At 67.6% G+C, this 22,959-nt stretch carries 28 protein-coding genes; 10 read left to right on the forward strand and 18 right to left on the reverse strand.

What is annotated here, in order from left to right; translation table 11 throughout:
* Positions 1-95 precede the first annotated feature (95 nt).
* Genes E6N53_RS13005 through E6N53_RS13020 form a run of 4 tightly spaced genes read left to right on the forward strand, consistent with a single transcriptional unit; the run spans position 96 to position 3,135 of the window.
* On the forward strand, positions 96-524 hold the full coding sequence (locus tag E6N53_RS13005; RefSeq protein ID WP_142859907.1) for a hypothetical protein: 429 nt from the start codon (positions 96-98) through the stop codon (positions 522-524).
* 10 nt (positions 525-534) lie between these two features.
* Positions 535-1,242 (forward strand): DUF7546 family protein, encoded by a 708-nt coding sequence (locus E6N53_RS13010; RefSeq protein WP_142859909.1) that lies wholly within the window; start codon positions 535-537, stop codon positions 1,240-1,242.
* A gap of 19 nt (positions 1,243-1,261) precedes the next feature.
* On the forward strand, positions 1,262-2,824 hold the full coding sequence (locus E6N53_RS13015; RefSeq protein WP_142859911.1) for a hypothetical protein: 1,563 nt from the start codon (positions 1,262-1,264) through the stop codon (positions 2,822-2,824).
* A 17-nt stretch (positions 2,825-2,841) separates the two neighbouring features.
* Positions 2,842-3,135: a DUF7410 domain-containing protein gene (locus E6N53_RS13020; RefSeq protein WP_142859913.1), complete on the forward strand. Its 294-nt coding sequence runs from the start codon at positions 2,842-2,844 to the stop codon at positions 3,133-3,135.
* 54 nt (positions 3,136-3,189) lie between these two features.
* On the opposite strand, the gene E6N53_RS13025 is transcribed toward E6N53_RS13020, so the two are convergent.
* Both E6N53_RS13025 and E6N53_RS13030 read right to left on the reverse strand, forming a co-directional pair.
* Positions 3,190-3,492, reverse strand: a complete 303-nt coding sequence (locus tag E6N53_RS13025) for a hypothetical protein (RefSeq protein WP_236639842.1) — start codon at positions 3,490-3,492, stop codon at positions 3,190-3,192.
* A 48-nt stretch (positions 3,493-3,540) separates the two neighbouring features.
* Positions 3,541-3,780, reverse strand: coding sequence for a hypothetical protein (locus E6N53_RS13030; RefSeq protein ID WP_136590531.1), 240 nt, complete (start codon positions 3,778-3,780; stop codon positions 3,541-3,543).
* 164 nt (positions 3,781-3,944) lie between these two features.
* Between E6N53_RS13030 and E6N53_RS20770 the strand changes: the two genes are divergently transcribed.
* From E6N53_RS20770 to E6N53_RS21530, 3 genes are all read left to right on the forward strand, one after another.
* A complete protein-coding gene (locus E6N53_RS20770) occupies positions 3,945-4,094 on the forward strand; it encodes an HVO_2142 family zinc finger protein (protein ID WP_161596565.1) in 150 nt (49 codons plus the stop codon).
* Positions 4,095-4,178: 84 nt separating this feature from the next.
* Positions 4,179-4,358, forward strand: a complete 180-nt coding sequence (locus tag E6N53_RS13035) for an HVO_2142 family zinc finger protein (protein WP_142859915.1) — start codon at positions 4,179-4,181, stop codon at positions 4,356-4,358.
* Positions 4,359-4,439: 81 nt separating this feature from the next.
* Positions 4,440-4,643 (forward strand): HVO_2142 family zinc finger protein, encoded by a 204-nt coding sequence (locus tag E6N53_RS21530; RefSeq protein WP_303645102.1) that lies wholly within the window; start codon positions 4,440-4,442, stop codon positions 4,641-4,643.
* Positions 4,644-4,768: 125 nt separating this feature from the next.
* Here E6N53_RS21530 and E6N53_RS13040 read toward each other — a convergent pair whose 3' ends face one another.
* The 6 genes from E6N53_RS13040 to E6N53_RS13065 all read right to left on the reverse strand — a co-directional run bounded on the left by E6N53_RS13040 (position 4,769) and on the right by E6N53_RS13065 (position 10,351).
* Entirely contained in the window at positions 4,769-5,029 is a 261-nt protein-coding gene (locus E6N53_RS13040; protein WP_136590532.1) for a cytochrome C oxidase subunit IV family protein, read from the reverse strand.
* A 12-nt stretch (positions 5,030-5,041) separates the two neighbouring features.
* Positions 5,042-7,636 carry a cbb3-type cytochrome c oxidase subunit I gene (locus E6N53_RS13045; protein WP_142859917.1) on the reverse strand — a complete coding sequence of 865 codons (2,595 nt, stop codon included), beginning with the start codon at positions 7,634-7,636 and terminating at the stop codon, positions 5,042-5,044.
* The gene (gene coxB, locus E6N53_RS13050; RefSeq protein ID WP_142859919.1) at positions 7,633-8,343 is read right to left on the reverse strand and encodes a cytochrome c oxidase subunit II; all 711 of its coding nucleotides are present in this window, start codon (positions 8,341-8,343) and stop codon (positions 7,633-7,635) included. Before coxB ends, E6N53_RS13045 begins: the two co-directional genes overlap by 4 nt.
* Before the next feature lie 114 nt (positions 8,344-8,457).
* Positions 8,458-8,976 (reverse strand): DUF6789 family protein, encoded by a 519-nt coding sequence (locus E6N53_RS13055; RefSeq protein ID WP_142859921.1) that lies wholly within the window; start codon positions 8,974-8,976, stop codon positions 8,458-8,460.
* A 131-nt stretch (positions 8,977-9,107) separates the two neighbouring features.
* On the reverse strand, positions 9,108-9,494 hold the full coding sequence (locus E6N53_RS13060) for an SHOCT domain-containing protein (protein WP_136590536.1): 387 nt from the start codon (positions 9,492-9,494) through the stop codon (positions 9,108-9,110).
* Between the two features lie 140 nt (positions 9,495-9,634).
* On the reverse strand, positions 9,635-10,351 hold the full coding sequence (locus E6N53_RS13065) for a sporulation protein (protein WP_142859923.1): 717 nt from the start codon (positions 10,349-10,351) through the stop codon (positions 9,635-9,637).
* 101 nt (positions 10,352-10,452) lie between these two features.
* Here E6N53_RS13065 and E6N53_RS13070 point away from each other — a divergent pair, with 101 nt between their 5' ends.
* On the forward strand, positions 10,453-11,571 hold the full coding sequence (locus E6N53_RS13070; RefSeq protein ID WP_142859926.1) for a site-2 protease family protein: 1,119 nt from the start codon (positions 10,453-10,455) through the stop codon (positions 11,569-11,571).
* 133 nt (positions 11,572-11,704) lie between these two features.
* Positions 11,705-12,091 carry a CBS domain-containing protein gene (locus E6N53_RS13075; protein ID WP_142859928.1) on the forward strand — a complete coding sequence of 129 codons (387 nt, stop codon included), beginning with the start codon at positions 11,705-11,707 and terminating at the stop codon, positions 12,089-12,091.
* A gap of 9 nt (positions 12,092-12,100) precedes the next feature.
* Here the strand turns inward: E6N53_RS13075 and E6N53_RS13080 are convergent, their stop codons facing one another.
* The 10 genes from E6N53_RS13080 to E6N53_RS13120 all read right to left on the reverse strand — a co-directional run bounded on the left by E6N53_RS13080 (position 12,101) and on the right by E6N53_RS13120 (position 20,633).
* Positions 12,101-13,861 carry a histidine kinase N-terminal 7TM domain-containing protein gene (locus tag E6N53_RS13080; RefSeq protein ID WP_142859930.1) on the reverse strand — a complete coding sequence of 587 codons (1,761 nt, stop codon included), beginning with the start codon at positions 13,859-13,861 and terminating at the stop codon, positions 12,101-12,103.
* An 82-nt stretch (positions 13,862-13,943) separates the two neighbouring features.
* A complete protein-coding gene (locus E6N53_RS13085; protein ID WP_201741150.1) occupies positions 13,944-14,771 on the reverse strand; it encodes a UbiA family prenyltransferase in 828 nt (275 codons plus the stop codon).
* A gap of 342 nt (positions 14,772-15,113) precedes the next feature.
* On the reverse strand, positions 15,114-15,686 hold the full coding sequence (locus tag E6N53_RS13090; protein WP_142859934.1) for a conditioned medium-induced protein 4: 573 nt from the start codon (positions 15,684-15,686) through the stop codon (positions 15,114-15,116).
* 55 nt (positions 15,687-15,741) lie between these two features.
* A complete protein-coding gene (locus E6N53_RS13095) occupies positions 15,742-15,969 on the reverse strand; it encodes a helix-turn-helix domain-containing protein (protein WP_142859936.1) in 228 nt (75 codons plus the stop codon).
* Positions 15,956-16,669, reverse strand: a complete 714-nt coding sequence (locus tag E6N53_RS13100; RefSeq protein WP_142859938.1) for a DUF8116 family protein — start codon at positions 16,667-16,669, stop codon at positions 15,956-15,958. Before E6N53_RS13100 ends, E6N53_RS13095 begins: the two co-directional genes overlap by 14 nt.
* A gap of 68 nt (positions 16,670-16,737) precedes the next feature.
* A complete protein-coding gene (locus E6N53_RS13105; RefSeq protein WP_236642362.1) occupies positions 16,738-17,382 on the reverse strand; it encodes a DUF8054 family protein in 645 nt (214 codons plus the stop codon).
* Positions 17,379-18,152: a nucleotide-binding protein gene (locus E6N53_RS13110; RefSeq protein WP_142859940.1), complete on the reverse strand. Its 774-nt coding sequence runs from the start codon at positions 18,150-18,152 to the stop codon at positions 17,379-17,381. Before E6N53_RS13110 ends, E6N53_RS13105 begins: the two co-directional genes overlap by 4 nt.
* A 115-nt stretch (positions 18,153-18,267) precedes the next feature.
* The gene (locus E6N53_RS21465) at positions 18,268-18,396 is read right to left on the reverse strand and encodes a hypothetical protein (protein ID WP_268951708.1); all 129 of its coding nucleotides are present in this window, start codon (positions 18,394-18,396) and stop codon (positions 18,268-18,270) included.
* Between the two features lie 205 nt (positions 18,397-18,601).
* Complete coding sequence (locus tag E6N53_RS13115) at positions 18,602-19,906, reverse strand: methyl-accepting chemotaxis protein (RefSeq protein ID WP_142859942.1); 1,305 nt, start codon at positions 19,904-19,906, stop codon at positions 18,602-18,604.
* 166 nt (positions 19,907-20,072) lie between these two features.
* Entirely contained in the window at positions 20,073-20,633 is a 561-nt protein-coding gene (locus E6N53_RS13120) for a hypothetical protein (protein WP_142859944.1), read from the reverse strand.
* A 183-nt stretch (positions 20,634-20,816) separates the two neighbouring features.
* On the opposite strand from E6N53_RS13120, the gene fdhF reads away from it, so the two are divergent.
* The gene (gene fdhF, locus E6N53_RS13125; RefSeq protein WP_142859946.1) at positions 20,817-22,934 is read left to right on the forward strand and encodes a formate dehydrogenase subunit alpha; all 2,118 of its coding nucleotides are present in this window, start codon (positions 20,817-20,819) and stop codon (positions 22,932-22,934) included.
* Positions 22,935-22,959 lie beyond the last annotated feature (25 nt).

The following is a 22,959-nucleotide window of genomic DNA, read 5'->3' on the forward strand; positions in this document are numbered from 1 at the left end:
AGTCGAGGACGGCGTCGGCGCGCCTTCGCCGAACGATTTATATCCTGGTATTGAATAATCAATCGTTATAGAGGGTTGTTTACATGGCACAATCGATGGTCCTCATCAGCGTCCTGACCGGGGTGGTACTCGTCGCGACGGTCGTGTTCCTGAGCGGCCGCGGGTGGCGACAGTACACGCCCGCACCGCTCGGGGCGGCCCCGGAGCGGGGGCGGTCGAGCGTGACCGCGTTGGCGGAGAACCCGACCGTGTGGGTGCTCGCGTTCGTCGCGGCGGTCGCCGTCTTCGGCGGGGCGACAGTCGCGTTCGTCGGTGGCGGCGTCTCCGAGTCCGCGGTCCAGTTGGGTGGCTTGGTCCTCCTGGTCGGCGGCGGACTGGTGGCCGTCGGCTACCTCTTCTTCGGGACGTTCATCGCGGCGAAGGGGCGCGGCCTCGGGAACGCCGCCGCCGCCGCGCTCGGGTCGTGGGTCCTCGGGCTCGCGTTCATCCTGATCGTCGTCGTCAAACTCATGGGGCTGTTCTGAGCCGCCCGAGATGCGACACCAGACGCGCGTCTCTACGGGGGGAGACTGGCTTCGTCGACCCGAGCTGTGGTGGCTCACGCTTCTCGTCACCGTCGAGACCGTCGGCCTCGGCGGCTACCTGCTGCTCTCGAACACCGACGTGCAGTCGCTTCGATACGTCCTCTACCCGTTCGTCTGGATCAACGCGGGCGTGGTGGGTGTCGTCCACGTCACGCCTCGACCCACGAGTCGCCGCGTACAGGTCGCCGCCGGCCTCCTCGCGGCCGGCTACTTCCTCGTGCTCGCCGTCCTCGCGGGGCTCGTGAGCGTCGACTTCGCGGGCCTCGTCGGCGCGACGGGACACGGTCACAGCCACGCGCACGTCCACGGCCTCCAGGTGGCGATGACCACGCCGGGGTGGGGTCCGCGGGTCGGCTACGCCGGGTCGGTGCTGACGGTGAACCTCGTCCCCTTCCGCGTCATCGGCTACCTCGCGCTGTCGTATCTGGTGTACGCCGCTCTCTGTGACCTCACCGGTGCCGTCGTCTCGGGCGTCCTCGGCCTCGGGTCGTGTCTGAGCTGTACGCTGCCCATCGTGGGGTCGCTCTCGGCTGGTCTCGCCGGCGGGGCCGCCGGCTTCGCCGCGCTGTCGACGCTCTCGGTGGACCTCTCGACGGCCGTCTTCGTCGGGAGCGTCCTCCTGCTCACCCTCCGGCCGACCCTCGGTGACGCGTCGTGAACACCGTTCCACTCGACCGATGACAGCAGTTCGACGCACCGTCCACGCACGCACCGTCGGCGTCCTCGTCGGGTGCCTCGTGCTCTGTGCCGGCTTCGCCCGGCCGGCACTGGCACACGCGGGGTCGCTCAGCGGCGCGCTCCGCTCCGCGCAGGCCCCGTTCTGGCTCGTCCTCGTCACCGGCGGGGGCGTCGTCGCCGCCTCCTTCCTCTTCGCGACGCTCGTGACCGACCACGAGACCATCCGGGAGGTCAACGACCGGCGACTCGCGCTCCCCGTGGGGGGACTTCGCTCGCTCGTGCCCGTCGTTCGAGGCGTCGGCGTCGGCGGCCTGCTCGTCGTCCTCGTCGTCGGCCTCCTCGGCCCCCGGGACCCGCTGTTGAACCTCGCGGTCCTCACGGTCTGGGTCGGCTGGTGGGCCGGCTACACCATGTCGACGTACCTCGTCGCCGACAGCTGGCCGCTGTTGAACCCCTGGCGAACGCTCTCGTCGCTCCTCGAACGGCTGCGCGGGTCGGTCCTGGGGGGCGCTTCCGGGACACGGACGCTTCCGGCGTCGGTGGGGGCGTGGCCGAGCGTCGCCGGCCTCCTCGCGCTGGTCTGGCTCGAAGTCGTCAGCCCCGTCGGCGAACGTCCGACGACGCTCGTCGCCGTCGTCGCCGGCTACACCGTCGTCACGCTCGCCGGGACTGCCCTGTACGGCGGCGCGTGGTTCGACCGCGTCGACCCCATCGCACGCGTGTTCCGACTCTACGGCCTCATGGCACCGCTCCGACGCGCAGGGTTCGACGTGCCGCCGGCCGCTCGCGCGTCCCCGCAACCGAGACACGACGGTGGCGTCGCGGTCGGCGAGCAGGAGGGGGCGGGCGGGCGCGACACGGTCGAAGCATCGACGGAGCCGACACCGTCGACGGGGCGACGCGAGGACGGGGCCACCGACGCGACGCTGTCGCTCCCGGGGACCGCACTCGTCCGATACCCGGGTGCGATGGGACGCGACGACGTCGCGTTCGTCGTCGCGCTCCTCTGGGTGACGACGTACGACGGCCTCGTCTCGACGCCCGCGTGGAACGGCGTCGTGCGCGCGCTCTCGGTCGTGGTGCCGCCGCTTCTCACCCACCTCGTCACTGCCGTCGTCGGTTTCGGGCTCTTCCTGTCCGTCTATCGGGTCTCGACGCGGTTCGTGAGCCAGACCGCCGAGACGTACGTCACCACCCGATTCGTCGCCGGCTGGTTCGCCCCCGCGCTCGTCCCCATCGCCGCGGGCTACCACGTCGCGCACTTCCTCGGGTACTTCCTCTCGCTCGCGCCGGCGCTCGGGACGCTTCTCAGCGCACCCCTGGCGGCCCCCGTGAGCGTCCCGCTCCTCTCGCTGCCGGGGTGGTTCGGGAGCCTCCAACTGGGCTTCGTCGTCGCCGGACACCTGCTGGCCGTCTGGGTCGCGCACGCTCGCGCGTTCGAACTCTTCTCGGGACGCCTCCAGCCCATCCGCAGTCAGTACCCGTTCGTCGTCGTGATGGTCGTCTACACGATGACGAGCCTCTGGATCGTCGCCCAGCCGTTCACCGCACCCGTCACCTGACATCACGAGAGACACCCATGACCACGTCCCGACGCGTCCATCCCGAGACCGCCGTTCCGGACGGGGAGACCCCCAAAGCGACCTGTCCGTACTGCGAGCGGCCGTTCCGCCGCGAACGCTTTCAGGTACTGCACGTCGTCGAAGCCCACCCCGACCGGGCGGCGGCGCGCGAGCGCGAGGCCTACGAGCGCGTGCGTGACGAGGAGTCGGACGACCTGTTCATCTACCACCTGAAGGTGCTGTTCGCGCTGGGTGCGCTCTACGCGGCGTTCGTCATCTCCTCGATCGTGGCGTTCAGCATCGCCGGGTGAGCGTTCGAACGAGGGGGTCACCGAGGTGCGAGAGAACGGACCGACGGACGCTCGTCAGTGAGCGGACTCCACCTCACCGTCGGGGTGGGGGACCATCGCGACGATGCCGGTGAGGAGAGCGACGCCGACGAGCGCGACGACGCCGCCCACGTAGACGAGCATCCCGGCACCGTGGGCCGCCTCGCCGACCAGGAGGACGCCCACGCCGGCGACGATGGTGAGGATGGCGACGCCGGCAGCGAGCGGACCTCGCATCACGGCGGGGCGGCGCCGACTGTACAGCGCGAAGAGGACGGTCACCAGCCCGATTGCCCCCGCTGTCGCGCCGACGAGCGGGACGAAGACGGTCTCGGCCATATGGTAAATGATACCATGAGCCATAATAAACGTTCGGCGCGGTCCCGTTCACTCCGTCGCGTACCCGCCGCGCGTGGCGAGGACGACGAACGCGAAGACCGCGCCACCGACCACGAGCCCCGGCGCGAGGACGAGCGCGAGGGGTCGGCCACCCGTCACCTTCAGCATCATCACCGTGATGCCGACCCAGACCGGAACCGAGAACAGGAGGGCGTAGCCGAGCGCGGTGCGGTCCAGTCCCGCTCGGCCGCCAGACGTCGACTCGGCCGCCTCGACCGTCTCGTCCATACCGCCGCGTCGTGCGCAGACGGTTTCAATCCTCGCCCGGAGCACGAGCCGACCGAACACACGTTTTCCCGAGAACGTTTCAGTTCAAAATCTATACTCCAGTGAGATAATACTACGCGAGATGGATAGAATTTAATATACGAACTTGCAAGACGATACCACACATGAAGTTAGAACGGCCTGCGGGAATCCCCCCCAAACACTGCCCGTCCTGTGACACGGAGATGCTGTTCAGTGGTACCCAACCGGCTGGTCTCGCGCAGTTCTTCTGTGAGGTGTGCGACTACCGACACGACACGCTCATCGACCGGTAGGCCGTTCCTGCCTGGGCCCGTCGAACACACGGACGTCCGCGTCGACTATTTTTTCCAGTAGGGCGAACGTTTATACGTGACTAGATGAAGTGTGACACGGTAGCATATTTGATGGTTACACTCGAACGTCCCTCGTCGGTCTCTGCGGAGTACTGTCCCTCGTGCGACACCGAGATGCTGTTCAGCGGAACGCAGCCAGCGGGCCTCGCGCAGTTCTTCTGTGAGGTGTGTGACTACCGGTACGACCGACTCATCGACGCGTAAGCGCCGTCCGTCGGAGCGGGTTTTGCACAATCGGAAACCGTTATGTGTCCCCAGGGCAACGGCTACCCTACAGAGTCTATAATGATTGTTCCTGAGCGTCCTTCGGAAATCGCCCCGGAGGACTGTCCCTCGTGTGGTACCGAGATGCTGTTCAGCGGGACACAACCGGCTGGTCTCGCGCAGTTCTTCTGTGAGCCGTGCCAGTACCGGCACGACCGGTTCGTCGGAGCGGAGGTCGTAGCGGGGTCGACTGCCCGCAGGCGCGGGCAGCCCAGCGACGACTGATTGCGCCGGTCGGGGTGTGTGTTCGAGCGTCGTGTCGTCCAGCGTCGACTGATTGCGCCGGTCGGTGCTGTGGTTCGGGCGGGACAGGACCGCGTCGGCAAGACGGCGCGCGGACGACTCGCGCGTCAGAGAATGGAGTACGACGCGGCGAGCGTGAGCGCCAGCGCCGCCGCGAGGCCGATGCCGACGAGGTAGGTAATCGAACGGGGCTCCCACCGCAGGTGCTGGAAGTACGCCGCGACGATGACGGCCTTCACGGCCGACAGCACCATGATGAGACCGAACGCCGTCCAGTAGGCGAGGCCGGCGAACTCGACGAGGACCTGTACCGTCGCCGAGACGAACAACACCGCGAATATCACCGTGTACAGTTTGGTTGATGTCATTGTGTGGTCACCTCACAGGATGTAGAAGAGCGGGAACAAGAACAGCCAGACGATGTCGACGAAGTGCCAGTAGAGGCCGAAGTACTCCAGCGAGCGGTTGTCCTCCAGGTACGCGCCCCGCCAGGCGCGGGCGACGAGGAAGAGGGCGATGAACAGGCCGACGACGACGTGCGCCGCGTGCAGCCCCGTCGTGAGGAAGAACGTCGACGTGCGGGCGTTCGTCGACAGCCACAACCCCTCGTGGAACAGGTGGTTCCACTCGATGCCCTTGTTGACGAGGAAGCCCACGCCGAGGAGGAACGTCGTCACGAGGCTCGCGACGACCCCCCACCGGTGTTTCTTCTCCGCGGCGACGAGCGCGAGGACGACCGTGAAACTGCTCGTCAACAGGAGGTAGGTGTTCATCAGCCCCGGGATGGGGTTGGTGGGGACCGGTTCCCAGGCGGTCCAGCCGAAGGCCACCCGGGTGAAGACGTACGCGCCGATGAAGCCGCCGAAGAGGACGACGTCGCTGGCCAGGAATATCCACATCCCGACCTTGCCGTTCTCGACGCCGTCGAACGGCCACGCCTCCCCTTCACCGCCGGGGAACGCCGTGAAGGGTTCGAGCCCCCACGAGAGCAACGAGCCGACGGTGAGGGCGCCGCCGAGGGCCGCCGAGGCCATGTAGACGTTCGCCATCATTCCCTCGCCGAACGAGGCGTCCTGGACGCCGGAGAGCCCGAGGAAGAGGAAGAACAGCCCCACGCTGAGGACGAGCGGCCAGACGCTCGCGTGGTCCGCGTGGAAGTCGTCCTCGGCGGTCTCGACCTCGCGGACGGGAATCAGCGCCGAGCTCGCTCCTGCGGCGAGTCCGCCGTCGGTCTGTGCGCCCGCCCCGGACGAGGAGGAAGACCGCAGGAACTCCAGTTTCCCGTTCTCGTACGTGGGCATCCCGGGGAAGTTCTCCAGGATGGGCGGCGAGGAGACGGCCCACTCGGCCGTCGTGGCGTACTCCCAGGGGTTACCGTCGGCCGGTTCGCCCGAGAACGCGCTCTTGCCCAGGTTGTAGAACATGATGAGGAACGACAGGCCGAGGACGAACGCCCCGACGGTCGCGACCTTGTGCCACGGTTCGAGACCGGGTGCGTAGTCGAACACCCGTCTGGGGGTTTCCCACGCGACGAACAGCGGGAAGTACAGGAGGTTGAACCCGACGAAGTAGACGCCGAAGTGAAGTTTCCCCAGGAACTCGTCGTACATCCGTCCCGTCATCTTCGGGAACCAGTAGTACAGGCCACCGACGAGTGCCGTGATGCCGCCGACCATCACGTAGTGGAAGTGCGCGACCACCCAGTACGTGCCTCTGAACTCGTAGTCGAGCACCACGGCACCGAGGAAGACGCCGGTGATGCCGCCGATGATGAACAACAGCAGGGCACCGAACGAGAACAGGAAGGGAGTGGTGAAGCGAATCCGCCCCTTGAGCATGGTGTAGATGAGCGCGAACACCATCAGGTCGAACGGGAGCGAGATGCCGATGGTGGTGATCATGAAGAGCGTCTTGATCTGGAGGTTGATCGTCGTGAGGAACATGTGGTGCATCCAGACGACGAACGACTGCAGGGCCACGAGCACCATCGCCGCGATGAACCACTTGCGGCCGACGATGCGTCTCCCCGTGAAGGTCTGGAAACACTCGGCCATCACGCCCAGCGCCGGGAAGAAGACGATGTACACCTCCGGATGTCCGAAGAACCAGAACAGGTGCGTCCACAGGAGCGAGCCCGCGGGCGACTCCATGGCGAAGTAGGTCGTTCCCAGCAGTCGGTCCGACGAGAGGATGACGAGCGCCGCGAGCAAGGCGGCGAAGGCGAAGAGCATCATCCAGACGGTCAGGAGAATAGACCACGTGAAGAGCGGGAGGTTCCGGAGGGTCAGCCCCTTCGCCCGCATGCGGTGCATGGTCGTCAGGAAGTTCACCGACGAGACGGTGACGCTCGCGACGAAGAGCGTGAGCGCCAGCACTGCCGTCGATGCGCCCACGTCGGGGGTGAACGTCGGGACGTTGAGCGGCGCGTACATCGTCCACCCGCCCGCGAAGGTGCCGCCCTGGAAGAACGAGACCATGAAGAGGAGCCCCGAGGCGAGATAGAGCCAGTAGCTGAGCGCGTTCAGCCGGGGGAACGCGAGGTCCTTCGCGCCGATCTGTAGCGGAACGACGTAGTTCGCGAAGCCGAAGGCGAACGGGGAGAGGAACCAGAAGACCATCAGCAGGCCGTGCGCCGAGACCGCCTGGTTGTACGCGCCCGCGCTGATGACGGTCTCGGTCGCCGCCCGGGGTGCCCACAGCTGGATACGCATCAGCCACGCGAGAACCCCTCCCAGGACGAGGAAGAACAGCGAGGTGACCACGTAGAGGATGCCGATGTCCTTGTGGTTGGTCGTGACGAGCCACCGTTTTATCGAGTGGGTTCCCGGGAACTCGTGGTCGTGTGCGTCGTCGTGGCCCGCCTCGGCCCCGGGCACCGCGAGTTCGCCGCCCCCGCTCACGGTGCCGCCGTCGGTCTGTCCACCGTCTGTCGCTTTTCTGTCGTCCGTGTTCGCGTCGGGTTCGTGTTCACTCATGATGCGCTCTCGTTGAGATTCTCGTACCACTCGCGGTACTCGTCCGGTTCCATCACGACCACCTGGGCGGTCATGTACGAGTGGCCGGCCCCGCAGAGTTCGTAACAGTTTGCCGTGTACGTGCCCGTCTCCTCGGCCTGGAACCAGGTCTCGGAGGTCTGTCCGGGGATGGCGTCGGTCTTGACCTTCTGCTCGGGGATGCCGAAGTTGTGGAAGACGTCGGCGGAGGTCACGCGCAACCGGACCGCCCGGTCCTCGGGGACGCGCAGGACGCCGCCGGCCGTCGAGTCCTCGACGTGTCCGTTGGGGTAAGTGAAGCGCCAGCCGAACTGATACCCCTCGACGTCGATCTCCAGCGACTCGGCCTGTGACGGGCCTTCCTCGACGTAGAGAAGCGTGCCGTACGTCCAGGCGACGAGCGAGATGACGACGACGGCGCTCAGGGCGAACGACGTGAAGAGCTTCTTCCCCTTCCCGCCGCCCGTCGGGAGTTCACCCAGAGCCGGCCGGTCGGCGTCGGTCGGTTCCTGCCCGTCGTCGCGGTACTTGTACGCGTTGTACAGCATATAGCCGATGACCACCACCCCGACGAGCGTGCCGAGGACGAGGAACACGGCGAAGATGCGCTCGAAGACGAACACCCGCGTGCCGCGGGGGACGAGCCCGGACTGTGCGAGGAGTCCAGCCAAACCGTGTGGGACGAGCATGGACATTGGTAACACACAACCTTCAATAATAATCATTAGGTCTATACTTAGCGGTTTCGGGACGACTAGGGGGACGAGAATCGGCGAGAAGGGCGACAGCGGGCGGTGCCGGGGCTACACTTCGTGTTGAGGGATACCGGTCGTCCGGTGGATGACGTAGCCGAGTGCCGCACCGTACACCCAGTGGGCCAGGAGCGAGACGACGAGGAAGACGCCGATGGCGAGCGCACCCGTCCCCGGCCAGAACGCCGGGGCGAACCCGGTCCAGAAGAACGTCGCGAACGTCATCCCGCGCAGGTACCGGGGCTCGCGCGGCGGGAGGAACGACCCGACGACGAGGAAGATCAGCGGCAGGACGAACGTCCCGCCGAGGCCGAAGACGACCATCCCGAGCATGGCCGTCGGCTCGATGCCGAAGAAGGCCGCGAAGCCGGCGAACTGGGTGATCGGTTCGGTCCGAAAGAGCCCCAGTGCCTGTGGAATCCCCACCAGCACGGGGAGCATCAACACCGTCCCGACCAACCCGCCGGCCATCGAGGCGAGCACGACCTTCGCCGAGATGGGAAGCCCGAGTTCGGCGATTCCGGGTTGTTCGAGCGCCACCGTGTCGGCCTCGGAGGTCTCACTGCTCATGGTCGACTCTATTGTCGCTCCTCAATGATAAATGGTGACATTACTCACAGTGGGCGACGAGGAGGGGGACACGGTGGGTCCCGTGAGCGGACGGGGGTCGCCGCAGACGGCCCCGAACGACCGTCACGCGGTCACTCGCGCTCGAGCACCTCGCGTCGTCGTTCGTACTCGTCGTCGTCGAGGTCACCGCGGGCGTACGCCAGCCGCAACTCGGCGAGCGCGTCGTCCTCGTCGGCGTCGCGGGTCAGCGCTCGGTAGAGCAGGTACCCCCCGACGGCGACGAGCGCGAGGAACGCCAGTCGCAGCACGACGTTGACGACGAGTAGCCAGCCGGGTGCCGTCCCGGCGGTCCACATCCCCCCCTGGCCGCCCATCATCGGGCCGAAACCCATCGGCCCCGAGCCCATCGGACCCGTCCCCATCATCCCACCGCCCACGAACAGGAGCGGCAGGAGGACGACGACCGCGAGCGCGGCGAGGACGACGGTCACGATTCGTGCGTTCGTTGTCGTTGTCACGTGTCTTCACCTCTGTTGCGTCGAACTCCCAGACTGCACGAAGAGATACGCGCGCGTGACTCAATGCAGTTGCTGTTCACGAAGTTCGGTCGAGCGGAGAGAAAACCTTCGAATCGAAGGTTCGATGGAGATACTTCGAACTACGTGAACTCGTCGATGGTCGAGGTGATTCGGCGGGCGATCATCTCCGGGTTGGCGTAGGTGACCGTCACCGACAGTTCCTGCTCGTTGAAGTCCTGGCCGACCGCGTCGGCGACCTGGTCGCGCGTGTCCACCTGGATGTAGAGTCGGAGGTCGTCGTCGCGCGGGATGGTCGTGAGGACGAGCGCCTCCACCTGGCGCTCGAAGCGTTCTCCCGGCGTGAAGACGAGACGCTGAGCGAACGGCCGGTCGTCGAGCCACGGCGTCTCCTCCATCGTCGAGGAGGCGAACTCGAAGCCGAGGTCGGCGGCGGCCTCGAATAGCGCCGCGACGTACGAGCCGGGTTCGACCACGACGTCGTCGGTGTCGGTCGGGTCGACGGCCCAGTCGATCTCCAAGCCCGTCTCCAGCCAGACCCGCGGACCGCCGCGCGTGATCGGCGTCCACGACGGGACGAAGATGCTCACCGGCTCGGTCCGCTCCTCGCCGGGTTCGATGACGAACGAGCCGTCGAAGCTGTACCGGTCGACGACCCACTCGTCACCGCCGGACTCGGCCTTCAGGGTGAAGTAGAGCCCGTCGATGCGCTGGGCGACGTCGCCGCCGGCGAGGTCGACGGCGAGTTCGACCTGCTCGCCGGGGCGGACAGCCGCCTGCGAAAGGACCGTATCGACGGTCGCCGCACCGATGCCGATACTCGAGAGCAGCCGCTTCATACCCCATACAGAGGGGGAGGGGCGTAAAAGGGTTCGACCCTGGAGCGAGGGCGTCACATCCGACGACAACCCCTATACCTGCGCGGTCCCTAGCGCGCGTGATGGAGACGCTGCCGGCGAACGCGCCCGCCCCGGAGGCGTTCACCGACTACTTCCACGTCTACGAAGTGAGCGTCGACGACGACGAGATCAGATACTACGGCGAGCCGCTGGCCCCACAGGAGGCCGTGGTCCAGCGACTCGCCCCGGCCTTCCGCGAGCGCGGCTACCGCGTCCGCGTCGAGCGGACGCTGGGCGAGCACGTCCTCGTCGCCGAGAGGCGCTCTCCCGGCGTCGACGGCGTCCCGTGGACGAACGTCGCCCTGTTCGTCGCCACTGTCGTCACGACGCTGCTGGCGGGGGCAGGCTGGTACGGCATCCCGATAACCGAGACGCCGCTCCGGGCTGTCGAGGCGTGGCCGTTCGCCGCGTCGGTCCTCGGCGTGCTCGCGATACACGAACTCGGCCACTACGTCATGAGCCGATACCACGACGTTGAGGCGTCGCTCCCCTACTTCATCCCCGTTCCCACGCTGCTCGGGACGCTCGGCGCGGTCATCCGGATGAACGACCACATCCCCAGCCGTCGCGCGCTGTTCGACATCGGCGTCGCCGGCCCGCTCGCCGGACTGGTCGCGACCGTCGTCGTCACGGCCGTGGGCGTGTCACTGCCGCCGATCCAGACCGCTTCGATGGTCGGCGGGGGTGCGGCGGCGACGGCCGCGACGCAGGTCCAACTCGGCTATCCGCCGCTCATCCAGCTGGTGGCGTGGGCGGTCGGTCAACCCCTCTCGTACGCGGAGCCGGGAGTGGTGGTCAACCCCGTCGTCGTCGGCGGGTGGGTCGGCGCGTTCGTCACCTTCCTCAACCTCCTCCCGGTGGGCCAACTCGACGGCGCGCACGTCACCCGCGCGCTCGTCGGCGACGCGCTCTCCAGGGTCCAACAGCTCGTCCCCGTCGCGCTGTTCGGCCTCGCGGGCTACCTCTACGTGTTCGAGGGAGGGCAGGCGGTGGGCATCTGGGTGTTGTGGGGCTTCATCGCCCTCATCTTCGGCCGGGTCAGCGGCGTGACGCCGCTCGACAGGTCACCCGTGGGGAAGGGTCGCTGGGCGCTCGGACTCCTCACGCTCGTGCTCGGCGTGCTCTCGTTCACCCCGATTCCGCTCGTGGTCGGGGCGTGAGCGGTCGGCGGGCCGAACGCGGACGCGAGACGTCGTGAGAGCGCCGGACGGCGAGTCGAGCCGGCGTCGCTGTGCGAGCCCCCTCCCTTCCGGCGTGCCAATTCTTATCAGCCGGGCCCGAGAGCGGGGTGATATGGAGGATATCTTCGTCGGCCGACTCATGTCCGCGCCCGTCGAGACCGTCAGACCGAACGCGACCCTCGGGGAGGCGGCCGCACAGCTGTTAGAACACAACATCGGCTCGGTGGTAGTCGTCGACGACGACGGCCACCTCGAGGGAATCTTGACCGCGACGGACTTCGTCCGCCTCGCCGCCGAGGACGCCGTCGCCAGCGACGTACGCGTCGAGGAGTACATGTCGACCGACGTCGTCACGACGACGGCGAACGACCCCATCACGAGCGTCGCGGACACGATGATCGACAACCGCTTCCACCACGTCCCGGTCGTCGACGACGAGGAGGGCGTCGTCGGTATCATCACCACGACGGACCTCACCGCCTACGTCTCCGGGCGCTGAGCGGGCCGTTCAGCGTCGAGACAGCGTCGTCTCGTCTCCCGACGCGGCGTTCGGGTCATCGTCGTCGTCGCCGGCGACGGCGAGCGGGTCGCGGGTCGGGGGCGTCGCCTCCGAGAGGACAGGTGCCTCGACGGTGACGACCGACCCGGTCGGGTCGTTCTCCGCGAACGTGACCGTCCCGCCGGCGATCTGTGACCCCCAGGCGATGAGCCAGAGACCGAGCCCGCTGCCGTGTTCCAGCGGCGTCTCCGTCCCCCGTTCGAGGACCGAGCGTTCGTACTCGTCTATCGTCGGGCCGTTGTCGCGGACGACGACGTGCACCACGTCGCCGTCGCGGTCGACGTCGATTCGGACCCACGGGTTCGCGCTGGTGTTGTGCTCGGCGGCGTTCTCGATAGCGTTCGAGAAGACCGGCGCGAGGACGTTCGAGACGCTGACACCCGGAAGCTCGCCACACTCGAGAGTGACCTCGGGGTAGTCGGCCCGGACGGCGGCGAGACTCTGGTCGAGGAGTTCCGCGAGCGGGACGGCCGTGACGGGTCGGCGGGCGTTCTCGAAGACGTCGAGGATGTCGCGGGCCTTCCGACTCATCGCGTCGATAGACAGCGCACGCTCTTTGATGATGTCCGCCTCGTGGCTGCCGGCGGTGTCACCCACGAGGTCGGCGTAGCCGTAGATGACGTTCGTCTCGTTGCGGATGTTGTGTCTGAGGACCCGGTTCAGCACCTCGAGACGCTGCTGCTGGCGGAGGTAGTCGCTGATGTCGTGGAAGGTGATGACCCGACCGATAGTGCGGCCGCGGGAGTCGGTGATACGCGTCGCCGTGACGTCGTACTGGTTGTCGTCGGCGGGCAGCGTGAGCGTCCCTTCCGCGGGCCCGTCCATCGGCAGGGTCTCGTACTGCGGGATGACGGACGCGGCCGGGCGGCCGAGCGCCTCGTGCGGGGCAGTGTCGAGCGCCGCCGCGGCGCTCTCGTTCAGGTCGACCACGTAGTCGTGGCTGTCGACGACGACCGCCCGCTCGTGCATGCGTTCGAAGACGAGACGGCGCGCCCGGTGGTTCGGTGACGGGCTCGTGCCGAGGAGGCGAAAGCGCGTGAGCGCGCCGAGATACGCGACACCGGAGACGGCGAAGGCGACGGGCGTCGGGTCGAGACCCGGGAGCGGGCTCCCGCCGACGAGAAAGAGCACGTTGCTCGCCCACGGCGCCACCGTCCCGATGAGGAGCGCGGCGCTCTGCCCACGGAACGCGAGCGCGTCGCTCCGGACGAACTGGAGGATCGGAATCGACCCGAGCAGTCCGAGGAGGTACGTGTAGCCCGCGATGACCCAGAACCAGACGCCCGGCGTCCGGCTGAGGACGGCCATCCCCCCCTCGACGACGAGGGTGGAGTCGAGATAGAGGACGGTGTGGAGGTCGTCGGTCGCGGCGAACACGACTGTGAGGACGGGAACGACCGAGAGCGCCACGAGCGAGCGCCGCGTGAGATAGCGGTCGTATCCGGTGTACTCGAGTGCGAACGCCAGCCAGGCGACGGGAATGACGACGACGCCGGCCCACTGGACGTCCGACCAGAAGACCTTCGCCCCGAGCGTCATCGCCTGGAGTTCGAAGACGAAGAAGACCGACCACCAACACTGCCCGACGAGGAGTGCGACGAGCGCCGTCGCTCCCGGTTCCGGTCGCTCACGCCACGCGAGGAACGCGGCCGTCGTGCCGACGAAGACGGTGACCAGTAGCACCGCCGTCAGGAGACTGGCGGAAGACACCTCTACCGGGGGGAGTCCCCGTACGCATATTAAACCGGACGTACTGCTATCAAAAAAGAGAACTCGAGCCGGACGGGTTCGGTCAGGCGCCGAGCGCCGTGAACAGCGTCAGCGCGACGAACACGTACTCACACTCCGGCAGCTTCGCCAGCAGTTCCTCGTCTTCGAACCGGCCGACGAACGTGGTGATGCCGACCGAGTACAGCAGTCCCACGACGAGTGCGGTCGAGAGGCCGAGGGGAACGATACCCGCGACGGCGGCGTAGCCGACGAGCACGAGCGTTCCCACGTCGACGCCGTACAGCACGTGTCGCGTCCGGCGCACGCCGAGGACGACGGGAAGCGTCGCCACGTCGGTCTGTCGGTCGGCGTCGACGTCGCGGACGTTCGGAATCTCCGTGTCGACGAACGACCGAAGGAAGAAGTACCCGAAGACGACGAGCGTCGCGGGCGTGACGGGCGCGTCGGCGAACGCGAGTGGGAGGAAGGTCAGCGTCACCGCCCACGCGAGGGCGACGACGGCCGAGTTGAGGACGACGACCTGCTTGAGCCGGCGGACGCGCAGGCCGGTGTCGGGCATCCAGTCGGTCGCGTAGAGCACCCAGAAGACGCCCGGAATCATCGCGAGCGCGAACGCCAGCGGCCCGCCGAGGACCGAGAGCGTCACCGCGAGCGCGTACGACACGGCCACGAGGACGTACATCACGTCCCCGTGCCGGCGCATGAACGCGGCCTGTCCCGGGTTCGACACCGCGTCGGTGTCGGCGTCGGCGAGACGGTCACCACCGTACACCGCGAAGGTGACCAGACCCACCACGACCGGAGCGATGTTCAGTGGGAGCGACAGCAGCACCATGGCGATGGCGACCTCCGTCATCGCGATGAGCGCGATGTACACGGAGCTGTACACCAGGGTCTGTCCCAGGCGGCAGCCGTGCGCGTACACCTTCGTAGTCAGTTGTCGGTACAACGAGTTCGGTCGATCAGTCCGTTCGGACTGAGCGTCGGGTTCGTGTGCCATATCGAGACCGGCGACGAGGACGCGACGGAGCGCGCACACGTGTGTGGACAGCGCCAGCCACACGCCGACGTCCGACCGGCACAGTGACCACGAGCACGGGCGGCACCCCCCGTCGCCGCCCCCACCACCGTACCGCGGGCTTCCGAGTCGGGAACCAAGGCCGTTGACGTGAAATTCCGACGTCTGAGAATCAGAACCGCAACACGTCGGCCTCGCGGGCGCGGAACGCGGTCAGTCGTGGGCGTCGACGAGTGCGCGACGGTCGCCCCACACCTGCTGGTCGAGTTCGTGGTCCGCCGCGCCGGCGTCGAGCAGGTCGGCGAACTCCGTCGTGTAGCGGTAGTTCACGCGGCGGGCCGCCTCCCGCGCCGTCAGCAGTCGGGCGAGGCGTTCGACCACCGCCCGGGGGACGTCGGCGTCGGCCGCGACGGCGTCGACGGCGGCACCCCCACGGAGGCGACGGACCAGCGGGTCGAGTTCCGGCGGAGCGTCCGTCGGCGCGAACAGGTGGAGGTTCATCCGTGCGCGGAACACCGTGGCCGTCGAGACGCCGAGGGCGGCGGCGAGCGCCGTGTCGGAGCGCCCCGCGTAGAAGCCGCGGACGACGGACACGAGGTCGGCGTCGGAGAGCGTCGTGCGGAAGCCGCTCCGCTCGCGCAGTTCGTCGATGACCGCGAGGACGTCTCGGTCGACGTCGGCGTCGGCACGGACGGTCCCGCGGGGCGTCTGTTGGGCCTCGGTGAACGACGGAGCGCCCCCGAGGCGAGAGTAGATGTCTCTGAGGTGGTCGATCCGGTCAGTCATGACCCCTTCTCTAGGCGCCGAGACGATATCACGGTTTCTCGTCGTCGTCCCGCCATCAGCCCGGGGACCGAGACGCGGAGTCGACCGCGTCCGCCGGCAAGAGGGTGTGCGCGACGAGGCTGGCGATGCCGCGACGGGGTCGCTCGGTGACCGCCCGGTCGGAGATGCCGGACTCGTCGGCGAGGTCCTGCGTCGATATCCGGCGGCGGATGTCGTAGTAGCCGCCGCGTACCGCGCTCGCGAGTGCCGTGTACGGCGGTCGAGCCGGCTCAGAGTCGCTCACGTTCGCGCGTGAGCAGACGCTCCCAGAGGCCGAACAGGGCGCTGTCGAGGTCGTAGGCGTCGTCGATGTCGCGCACCCACTCGTCGTCCGCGAAGAGGAGTCGCTGGAAGTGACGGACGTCGTCGGAGAGTTCGCCGTGTCCGGTGTAGTAGGCGACGGTCTCCTCGCGGGCGCGCTCGACGAACCCGCTCGGGACGCGGATGCCCGACTCGCGGGCGACGTGGGCGTACCACTCGAGGTGGAGGACGGCGTCGGCGAGGACGAAGCGACGGGCGAACCCCGAGACGTACGACACCGCCGGTCGGCCCCCGACGAGGACGTCCTGCGGCCGTGAGAACCGAGGCACGGAGACGTGGGCGAGGTCGCGGGTGTACCGGCGGGCGACCCGCCGCAGACGGAGTTCGGCGTAACTCACCGGTCCGACGAGGGCGAGTTCGTACCACAGCGGCATCCACTCGAGATACGGCGCGGAGAAGGTCGCGTCGGCGAGGAGGTCGGCGGCGATCGAACGTGCGATTTCGGGAGGGACCTCGGTTCGGCCCGCGCGGAGGGCCGCCGTCGCCTCCTCCGCACGGAGCGGGAAGTCACCGACTCCGAACCCCATCCCCTCGGAGACGGTGAGGACGTACTCGGCACCGATGCGGTACCAGTCGGCGAAGTGTTCGGGGCGAAAGAGTCCGAACAGGCGCAGCAGTGACACGGTTTCCCGTCGGGGGGTGGCGGCTAAAGCCCAGCGGTCCGGCCGTTGGCGTCGGCGGAACCGACGGGTCAGGCGGTGTGCGGTGCGTCCGACTCGTCGGCGTCCGTCGACCCGTTCGACTCACTCGACCCGTTCGACTCACTCGACTCACTCGACTCACTCGACTCGTCGGCGAGCGCGTCCGTGAGCCCCCACTCCGCGGCTCGGTGCTGTGCCTCCTCACGCGCCTGGGTGCGGATGGCGTCGATCTTCGCCTCGTCGGCGAGGAACGCCTCGACGGCACTCGCGGTGCCCCCGGTCGAAGAGTCGTCGAGCCGGTCGTCGGGGGCGGCCTCACGCGTCCGGGCAGCGAGGTCGGGGTCGCCGGCGAGACGCTCGGCGGGCATGTCGGGTGGCACCCGGAGCGTCCGCTGTTCGTGGAGGGATGAGAGGTCCGCGACCGGGAGCTCGTAGAGTTCGACGTGCGAGGGACCGGGTGAGGCGAGGGTCGCGAGCGCGTCGGGACCGCCGCGGTCCGTCGTCGCGTCGTAGACGAGGACGGGCACGCCGGCCTCGAACGTCACGACACAGCGCGCGCCGTCGTCGAACAGGAGGGCGTCCTGGGGTTCGAAGACGGCGTACCCGGTCAGGGCGTCGTCGAGCGCCGCGCCGAGGACGGTTCCGGGTTCGTCGACCACACGGGAACGAACGAGCCGTCCGCGTGGGACGTTCATGGGCGCTCGGGGATGACGGCGCTCCGGAATCGGTCGGCGACGGCCTCACTGTCACCCGGTCGGACGTCGAGTCGGCGGGCGGCCTCCCGGTACGCTGTCGCCGCCGCGGAGTCGGGCGCGTGCGCCAAGAGCGGTTCGCCGGCGCGACGGGCCGCCCGCACGAGGTCGCTCTCGGGCACCATCGCGAGCGTCTCGCCGCCGAAGTACCGCTCGGCCTGCCGGGCGATGGCCTCGGTCTCCTCGTCGTCGCGCACGCGATTGAAGACCGTCCCCGCCGTCTCCGTCCCGTACGACCGGGCGTACTCCTGGGCCTTGAGTCCGTCCGAGAGCGCCGGAATCGTGGGCTGGAGGACGACGACGATCCGGTCGGCGAGCACGATGGGGAGGATGGCCGACTTCGAGTCGAGCGCCGCCGGCGAATCGAGGAGCAGGACGTCCGCGTCGGCGGCGAGGTCGGCGACGACCTCCCGGAGACGAGTGGGGTCCGCCCGCTCGAACGCCCCGAGGCTCGTCCCACAGGGGACGACGCGCATCCCGAACCGGTCGTAAGTCGCCTCCGCGACGTCGGTCCCGGTTTCGTCGAGGAGAAGGTCGTGTAAGGTGACCTCGACGTCGTCGAGGCCCGCGTGAAACAGCAGGTTCGCCATCCCCGTGTCCGCATCGACCACGGTGACGTCGTAGCTCTCCGCGAGTGCCATCCCGAGTGCGAGGGTGCTCGTCGTCTTCCCGGTTCCCCCCTTCCCGCTGGCGACGGCGAAGGCCTCTACCATGGCGCTTCTGTGCCGGTGGGACGAATAAGCGTTTGGGGACGGTTCTCGACAGCGAGATTCAGCGTCGCGGGAGGGGGCAGTCGGTGACGGGGCATCCTGGGCGGCGGGGCCGGGACTACGAGACTAGCTGGAGCGCCTGTCGGAGGTGGAACCGAACCTCGGGTTCGGTCGACTCAGCCAGTGCGACCTCCAGGTGCCGCCGGACCGTGCTGTGGTTCGGGGAGGGAACAGAGGAACTGTTCATACACGGAACGTGGCGTACGATGTATATAAAACTCCGTTTCAAAATACAAATTCCGATATTTTGACTGCGTTTCTCCCTACATTTTCCAAGATTTTCAAATAATCAGGACAATCAGACGGGAGAGAACGATTCGCTCGCCGGCATGGTCCGCCGTCGGGGGCGATGGGGGACGCTACAGAGACGGGGACGAGAACGGACCCGACCGTCAGGCCGACAGGTCGTCGATGTCGTCGGCCAGGTCGTCGAGCGCGGCGGAGTCGTCGCTGTCGACGCGGAACGCGTCGACGAGTTCGTGGAGGCTCTCACCGCGAGAGCTGAGTCGGAGCGCCGTGTTCGATATCTGTTCCATCGCCGTCGACTGCTCGTCGACGCTGGCGGACACCTGCTGAATCGAGGCGCTCATCTCCTCGGCGAGCGCCGACGATTCCTCGACGACGCTCGACACCCGCTCGGTGTTGTGCGCCTGCGTCTCGACGGCGTCGGATATCTCCTCGACGCCCCGGTCGGTCTGTTCGACTCGCTCGCGGATCTGGGTCAGCGTCGAGACGACGTCCTCGACCGCGTCCGCACCCTCTTCTACCTCCGTGTTGGCGCTCCGGATGCTCTCGACGACCTCCTCGGACTGGCTCTGCAGTTCGGTGATGATGTCGGCGATGTCGTCGGCGGAGTCCTGTGACTCTCTGGCGAGTGACTTCACCTCGTCGGCGACGACGGCGAAGCCTTCACCCGCGTCGCCCGCACGCGCGGCCTCGATGTTCGCGTTGAGCGCCAGGAGGTTCGTCTGGTCCGCGATGGAGACGATGAGGTCGACGATGTTGTTCACCTCCGACATCCGCTCTTCCAGGGCGTCCATCTCCTGGGCCACCTCGCGCGAGGCCTGGGTCGCCGAGCGGATTCGGTCGAGTGCGCGGCGTGTGTCGTCAGCGCCCCCTTCGACGAGCGCCGTCGCCTCCTCCGAGCGCGCGCGAATCTCCTGTGACGAGGCGGTTATCTGTTCGATGGACGCCGAGAGGTCGTCGACGTTCTGACTCGCCGTCTGCGTCTGCGTGGCGAGTCGCTCCGACCCGTCGGCGACCTCTGCCGTCGACGACTCGATCGATTCGACGGCGGAGGTCACCTCCTCCGTGGAGGCGCTGACGTCCTGGCTGGTGTCGGAGAGGTCGTCGGAGACGTTCGTCGCCTCGTCGACGACCACACGGATGTTCGTCGTCGCCCGGGTGAGGTTCGCCGAGAGTTGGCCGAACTCCTCGTACGCCGTGTGGAGTTCCGGGTAGTCGGCGTGCGGTTCGGGGACGTCCGCCGTGACCGTGAGGTCACCGTCGGCGAGGCGAGCGACCTTGTCCTGGAGGTCGTCGAGCACCGTGCGCTGGTACGCCTCGAGTGCCGCCGTGCGCTCGGCCGCTGCAGCCTCTTCGTCGGCCAATCCCGCCCGTGGCCCGTCGTCCGTGCTGTCGTGTGCGTTCTCGTGTCCCGTCGTCGAGAGCACCGAGAGGTGTGGGGTGAGTCTCATGGGTCGCTGCACCTGTCGAGTCGTGCTACGTCTCTACACGATAGCGTCCAGCATCACTGCCGTCACACAGCTATCGGGCCCCGATTACCACGCATGAGAGACGAGAGCCGGTGGCATGCCCCCGCAGCGTCGTGGCGTCACGGGGCGGCGTCCTCTCCGCCGCTGGTCAGTCCTCGGGGCGGCCGAGTCGCCACAGCGCCCGATACAGCGTGGGCAGGGCGCAGTCGAACGCGTCGGCGAGTCGTCGGCAGGTCTCGAGGTAGGAGTGGTAGTCAGCGGGCGACGGGGGGTCGGGGTACGGGTCGGCGAGTTCTCCGGCCTCGTGGAGCACCGACCACTCGCGCGCTCCGACGACGATGTACGCGTCGGGGGCGGAGAACTGGAGGAAGGCGGTTGCGACGGGGACGTCGACACCGTCGAGCGCCGTGAGTCGGTCGAGCGCGTCCGCGGCGTCGAGTGACCGGAGGTCCACGAGGACGTCCCGAACCGTCCCGAAGTCGTTCGTCCGAAACGCCTCCTCTCGGCGGCGGCGCTCGGCGTCGGGGTACGCACCGAGGAACCGACGGAAGTACCACCTGACGACCCACTCCGCGTCGCGGCGGCCGAACTCGCCATCGGCGAACATCCCCGGGAGGATGTCGAGGTGCTGGTCCTCGACGGTGACGAGCGGTTCGGACTCGCGGTACGCCTCGGCCTCGTCCGTGATCACCGACCGAGAGAGTTCCATCACACGCGATTCCGCCGCCATCTCCCTGAACGTTTCCCCCCGGTGAGACCCGACAGGCCGACAGGCCGTATCCGAGACGTCGTCCCCGGAAAAGACACTCCAGCAAACGTGAGAAACTTTCATGAAACTGGAGGAGAACGTTTCACACGATTACTATGACTCACAGGACGGAGGACCCTGAGAATGTCGACTGACGAGAGCGAGCCCGTCAAGACCATCTGTCCGTACTGTGGCGTCGGCTGTGGGATCCAGATCGCACAGGACGACGAGGGCGAGGTGAGCTTTCGGCCGTGGGGTGATGCCCCCGTCAACGAGGGGAGCATCTGTATCAAGGGCGGTGCCGCCACGCAGTCGGTCAACCACGAGGACCGGCTGACAGACCCGCTGATCCGCGGCGACGACGGCGAACTCCACGAGGCCACGTGGGAGGAGGCGTACGACCTCGTCGTCTCGGAGATGGAGCGAATCCGGGACGACTACAGCCCCCAGGCGATGGGGTTTTACGGCTGTTCGAAGGCGATGAACGAGGAGAACTACCTCATCCAGAAGCTCGCCCGTCACTACGGCACCAACAGCGTCGACACCTGCACCCGGATGTGTCACGCCTCGACGGTGTACGCGCTCAAGAACAGCCTCGGCGAGGGTGCGATGACCAACAGCATGGAGGACCTGGAGGCGGCCGCGGACGTGTTCTGGATCCAGGGCGCCAACCCCGGCGAGCAGCACCCCATCGCCAACAGCCAGTACTTCCGGCAGGCGGTGCTGGAGGGTGCGACGGTCATCCAGGTCGACCCACACGCCAACAAGACGACCCGGTCGTTCGATATAAGCGAGACCGACCGGCACATGCATCTCCAGCTCGAGCCGGGGACGGACATCCCGCTTTTGAACGTCGTCATCAAGACCATCCTGGAGAACGACTGGGTCGACGAGGAGTTCGTCGCCGAGCGGACGGAGGGGTTCGACCATCTGAAGGAGACGCTGGCGGACTTCGACAAGGAGGAGGCCGCCGAGCAGTGCGGCGTCCCGCTGGAGGACATCGAACTGGCCGCAGAGAAGTACGCGATGGCGAACAACGCCGCCATCTTCACCGGGATGGGGATGAGCCAGCACACCTGTGGGGTCGACAACGTCCAAAACGAGATCAACCTCGCGCTGATCACGGGCAACCTCGGCCGACCCGGGACGGGCGTCAACCCGCTCCGCGGACAGAACAACGTCCAGGGCGCCTCCGACGTCGGTGCGATGCCGAACGTCCTGCCCGGGTACCGTGACGTCTCCGACCCCGAGGTTCGCGCGGACGTCGAGGCGGTGTGGGGCTTCGAGATCCCCGCCGAGCCCGGCCTGACGAACGTCGAACTCTCCCACGAGATCGGCGAATCGATCCACGGCCTCTACGTCATGGGGGAGAACCCGGCCATGAGCGAGCCCGATACCAACCGCGTCGAGGAGCGCCTCGAGGAGATCGAGTTCCTGGTGGTCCAGGACATCTTCCCGACCGAGACGACCGAGTACGCCGACGTCGTCCTCCCGGCTACCTCGTGGGCCGAACGCGACGGGACGGTCGTCAACACCGACCGCCGCACACAGCGGATGCGCGGCGTCGACAAGGTGTACCCCAACACGAAAGACGACCTCGAGATCCTCTGTGACGTCGGTACCCGTCTGTTCGGCGACGAGAGCTTCGACTTCGACGGCCCAGAGGTGGTGTTCGAGGAACTCCGCCAGGTCGCCCCCATCTTCCACGGCATGACCTACGACCGGCTGGGTGAGGAAGGCATCCACTGGCCCTGTTACGAGCCCGGCGACGAGGGTGACTCCTTCCTCTACGCGGACGGCTTCACGACCGAGAGCGGCCGCGGGCAGATCGAAGGCGTGCGCCATCAGCCGCCGAAGGAAGTCCCCGACGAGGAGTACCCACTCATCCTCACCACGGGCCGCATCATCGAACACTACAACACGGGGACGATGAGCCGCCGGTCCGACACGCTCACCCGCGTCGAGCCGGAGAACTTCGTCGACGTCCATCCGAACGACGCCGCGACGTACGGCATCGAGGACGGCGACTACGTGACGCTCAAATCCCGGCGCGGCGAGATCGAGGTGGAGGCGCGCGTCACCGAGGACATCAAGGAGGGGACGGTGTGGACGACCCCGCACTTCGCCGATGCCGCGGGCAACCGTCTCACGAACGACGTGCTGGACGAGCGGGCGAAGATTCCCGAGTACAAGGCTGCGGCCGCCGAGATAGAGGTCAGTATCGACACCGACGCCGACGCCGACGCGCCCGCCGACGACTGAGACGTCGGGTCGCGGCTCCGCCCCG

Origin of the sequence: Salinigranum halophilum, from assembly GCF_007004735.1 — an archaeon.
In the GTDB taxonomy this organism is placed as follows: Archaea; Halobacteriota; Halobacteria; order Halobacteriales; family Haloferacaceae; genus Salinigranum; species Salinigranum halophilum.

Excerpts from the sequence above, each read along its gene's own strand:
- E6N53_RS13005 (WP_142859907.1), top strand. The coding sequence starts at position 96 with ATGGTCCTCATCAGCGTCCTGACCGGGGTGGTACTCGTCGCGACGGTC.
- E6N53_RS13010 (WP_142859909.1), top strand. The coding sequence starts at position 535 with ATGCGACACCAGACGCGCGTCTCTACGGGGGGAGACTGGCTTCGTCGA.
- E6N53_RS13015 (WP_142859911.1), top strand. The coding sequence starts at position 1,262 with ATGACAGCAGTTCGACGCACCGTCCACGCACGCACCGTCGGCGTCCTC.
- E6N53_RS13020 (WP_142859913.1), top strand. The coding sequence starts at position 2,842 with ATGACCACGTCCCGACGCGTCCATCCCGAGACCGCCGTTCCGGACGGG.
- E6N53_RS13025 (WP_236639842.1), bottom strand. The coding sequence starts at position 3,492 with ATGGCCGAGACCGTCTTCGTCCCGCTCGTCGGCGCGACAGCGGGGGCA.
- E6N53_RS13030 (WP_136590531.1), bottom strand. The coding sequence starts at position 3,780 with ATGGACGAGACGGTCGAGGCGGCCGAGTCGACGTCTGGCGGCCGAGCG.
- E6N53_RS20770 (WP_161596565.1), top strand. The coding sequence starts at position 3,945 with ATGAAGTTAGAACGGCCTGCGGGAATCCCCCCCAAACACTGCCCGTCC.
- E6N53_RS13035 (WP_142859915.1), top strand. The coding sequence starts at position 4,179 with ATGAAGTGTGACACGGTAGCATATTTGATGGTTACACTCGAACGTCCC.
- E6N53_RS21530 (WP_303645102.1), top strand. The coding sequence starts at position 4,440 with ATGATTGTTCCTGAGCGTCCTTCGGAAATCGCCCCGGAGGACTGTCCC.
- E6N53_RS13040 (WP_136590532.1), bottom strand. The coding sequence starts at position 5,029 with ATGACATCAACCAAACTGTACACGGTGATATTCGCGGTGTTGTTCGTC.
- E6N53_RS13045 (WP_142859917.1), bottom strand. The coding sequence starts at position 7,636 with ATGAGTGAACACGAACCCGACGCGAACACGGACGACAGAAAAGCGACA.
- coxB (WP_142859919.1), bottom strand. The coding sequence starts at position 8,343 with ATGCTCGTCCCACACGGTTTGGCTGGACTCCTCGCACAGTCCGGGCTC.
- E6N53_RS13055 (WP_142859921.1), bottom strand. The coding sequence starts at position 8,976 with ATGAGCAGTGAGACCTCCGAGGCCGACACGGTGGCGCTCGAACAACCC.
- E6N53_RS13065 (WP_142859923.1), bottom strand. The coding sequence starts at position 10,351 with ATGAAGCGGCTGCTCTCGAGTATCGGCATCGGTGCGGCGACCGTCGAT.
- E6N53_RS13070 (WP_142859926.1), top strand. The coding sequence starts at position 10,453 with ATGGAGACGCTGCCGGCGAACGCGCCCGCCCCGGAGGCGTTCACCGAC.
- E6N53_RS13075 (WP_142859928.1), top strand. The coding sequence starts at position 11,705 with ATGGAGGATATCTTCGTCGGCCGACTCATGTCCGCGCCCGTCGAGACC.
- E6N53_RS13090 (WP_142859934.1), bottom strand. The coding sequence starts at position 15,686 with ATGACTGACCGGATCGACCACCTCAGAGACATCTACTCTCGCCTCGGG.
- E6N53_RS13105 (WP_236642362.1), bottom strand. The coding sequence starts at position 17,382 with ATGAACGTCCCACGCGGACGGCTCGTTCGTTCCCGTGTGGTCGACGAA.
- E6N53_RS13110 (WP_142859940.1), bottom strand. The coding sequence starts at position 18,152 with ATGGTAGAGGCCTTCGCCGTCGCCAGCGGGAAGGGGGGAACCGGGAAG.
- E6N53_RS21465 (WP_268951708.1), bottom strand. The coding sequence starts at position 18,396 with ATGAACAGTTCCTCTGTTCCCTCCCCGAACCACAGCACGGTCCGGCGG.
- E6N53_RS13115 (WP_142859942.1), bottom strand. The coding sequence starts at position 19,906 with ATGAGACTCACCCCACACCTCTCGGTGCTCTCGACGACGGGACACGAG.
- E6N53_RS13120 (WP_142859944.1), bottom strand. The coding sequence starts at position 20,633 with ATGGAACTCTCTCGGTCGGTGATCACGGACGAGGCCGAGGCGTACCGC.
- fdhF (WP_142859946.1), top strand. The coding sequence starts at position 20,817 with ATGTCGACTGACGAGAGCGAGCCCGTCAAGACCATCTGTCCGTACTGT.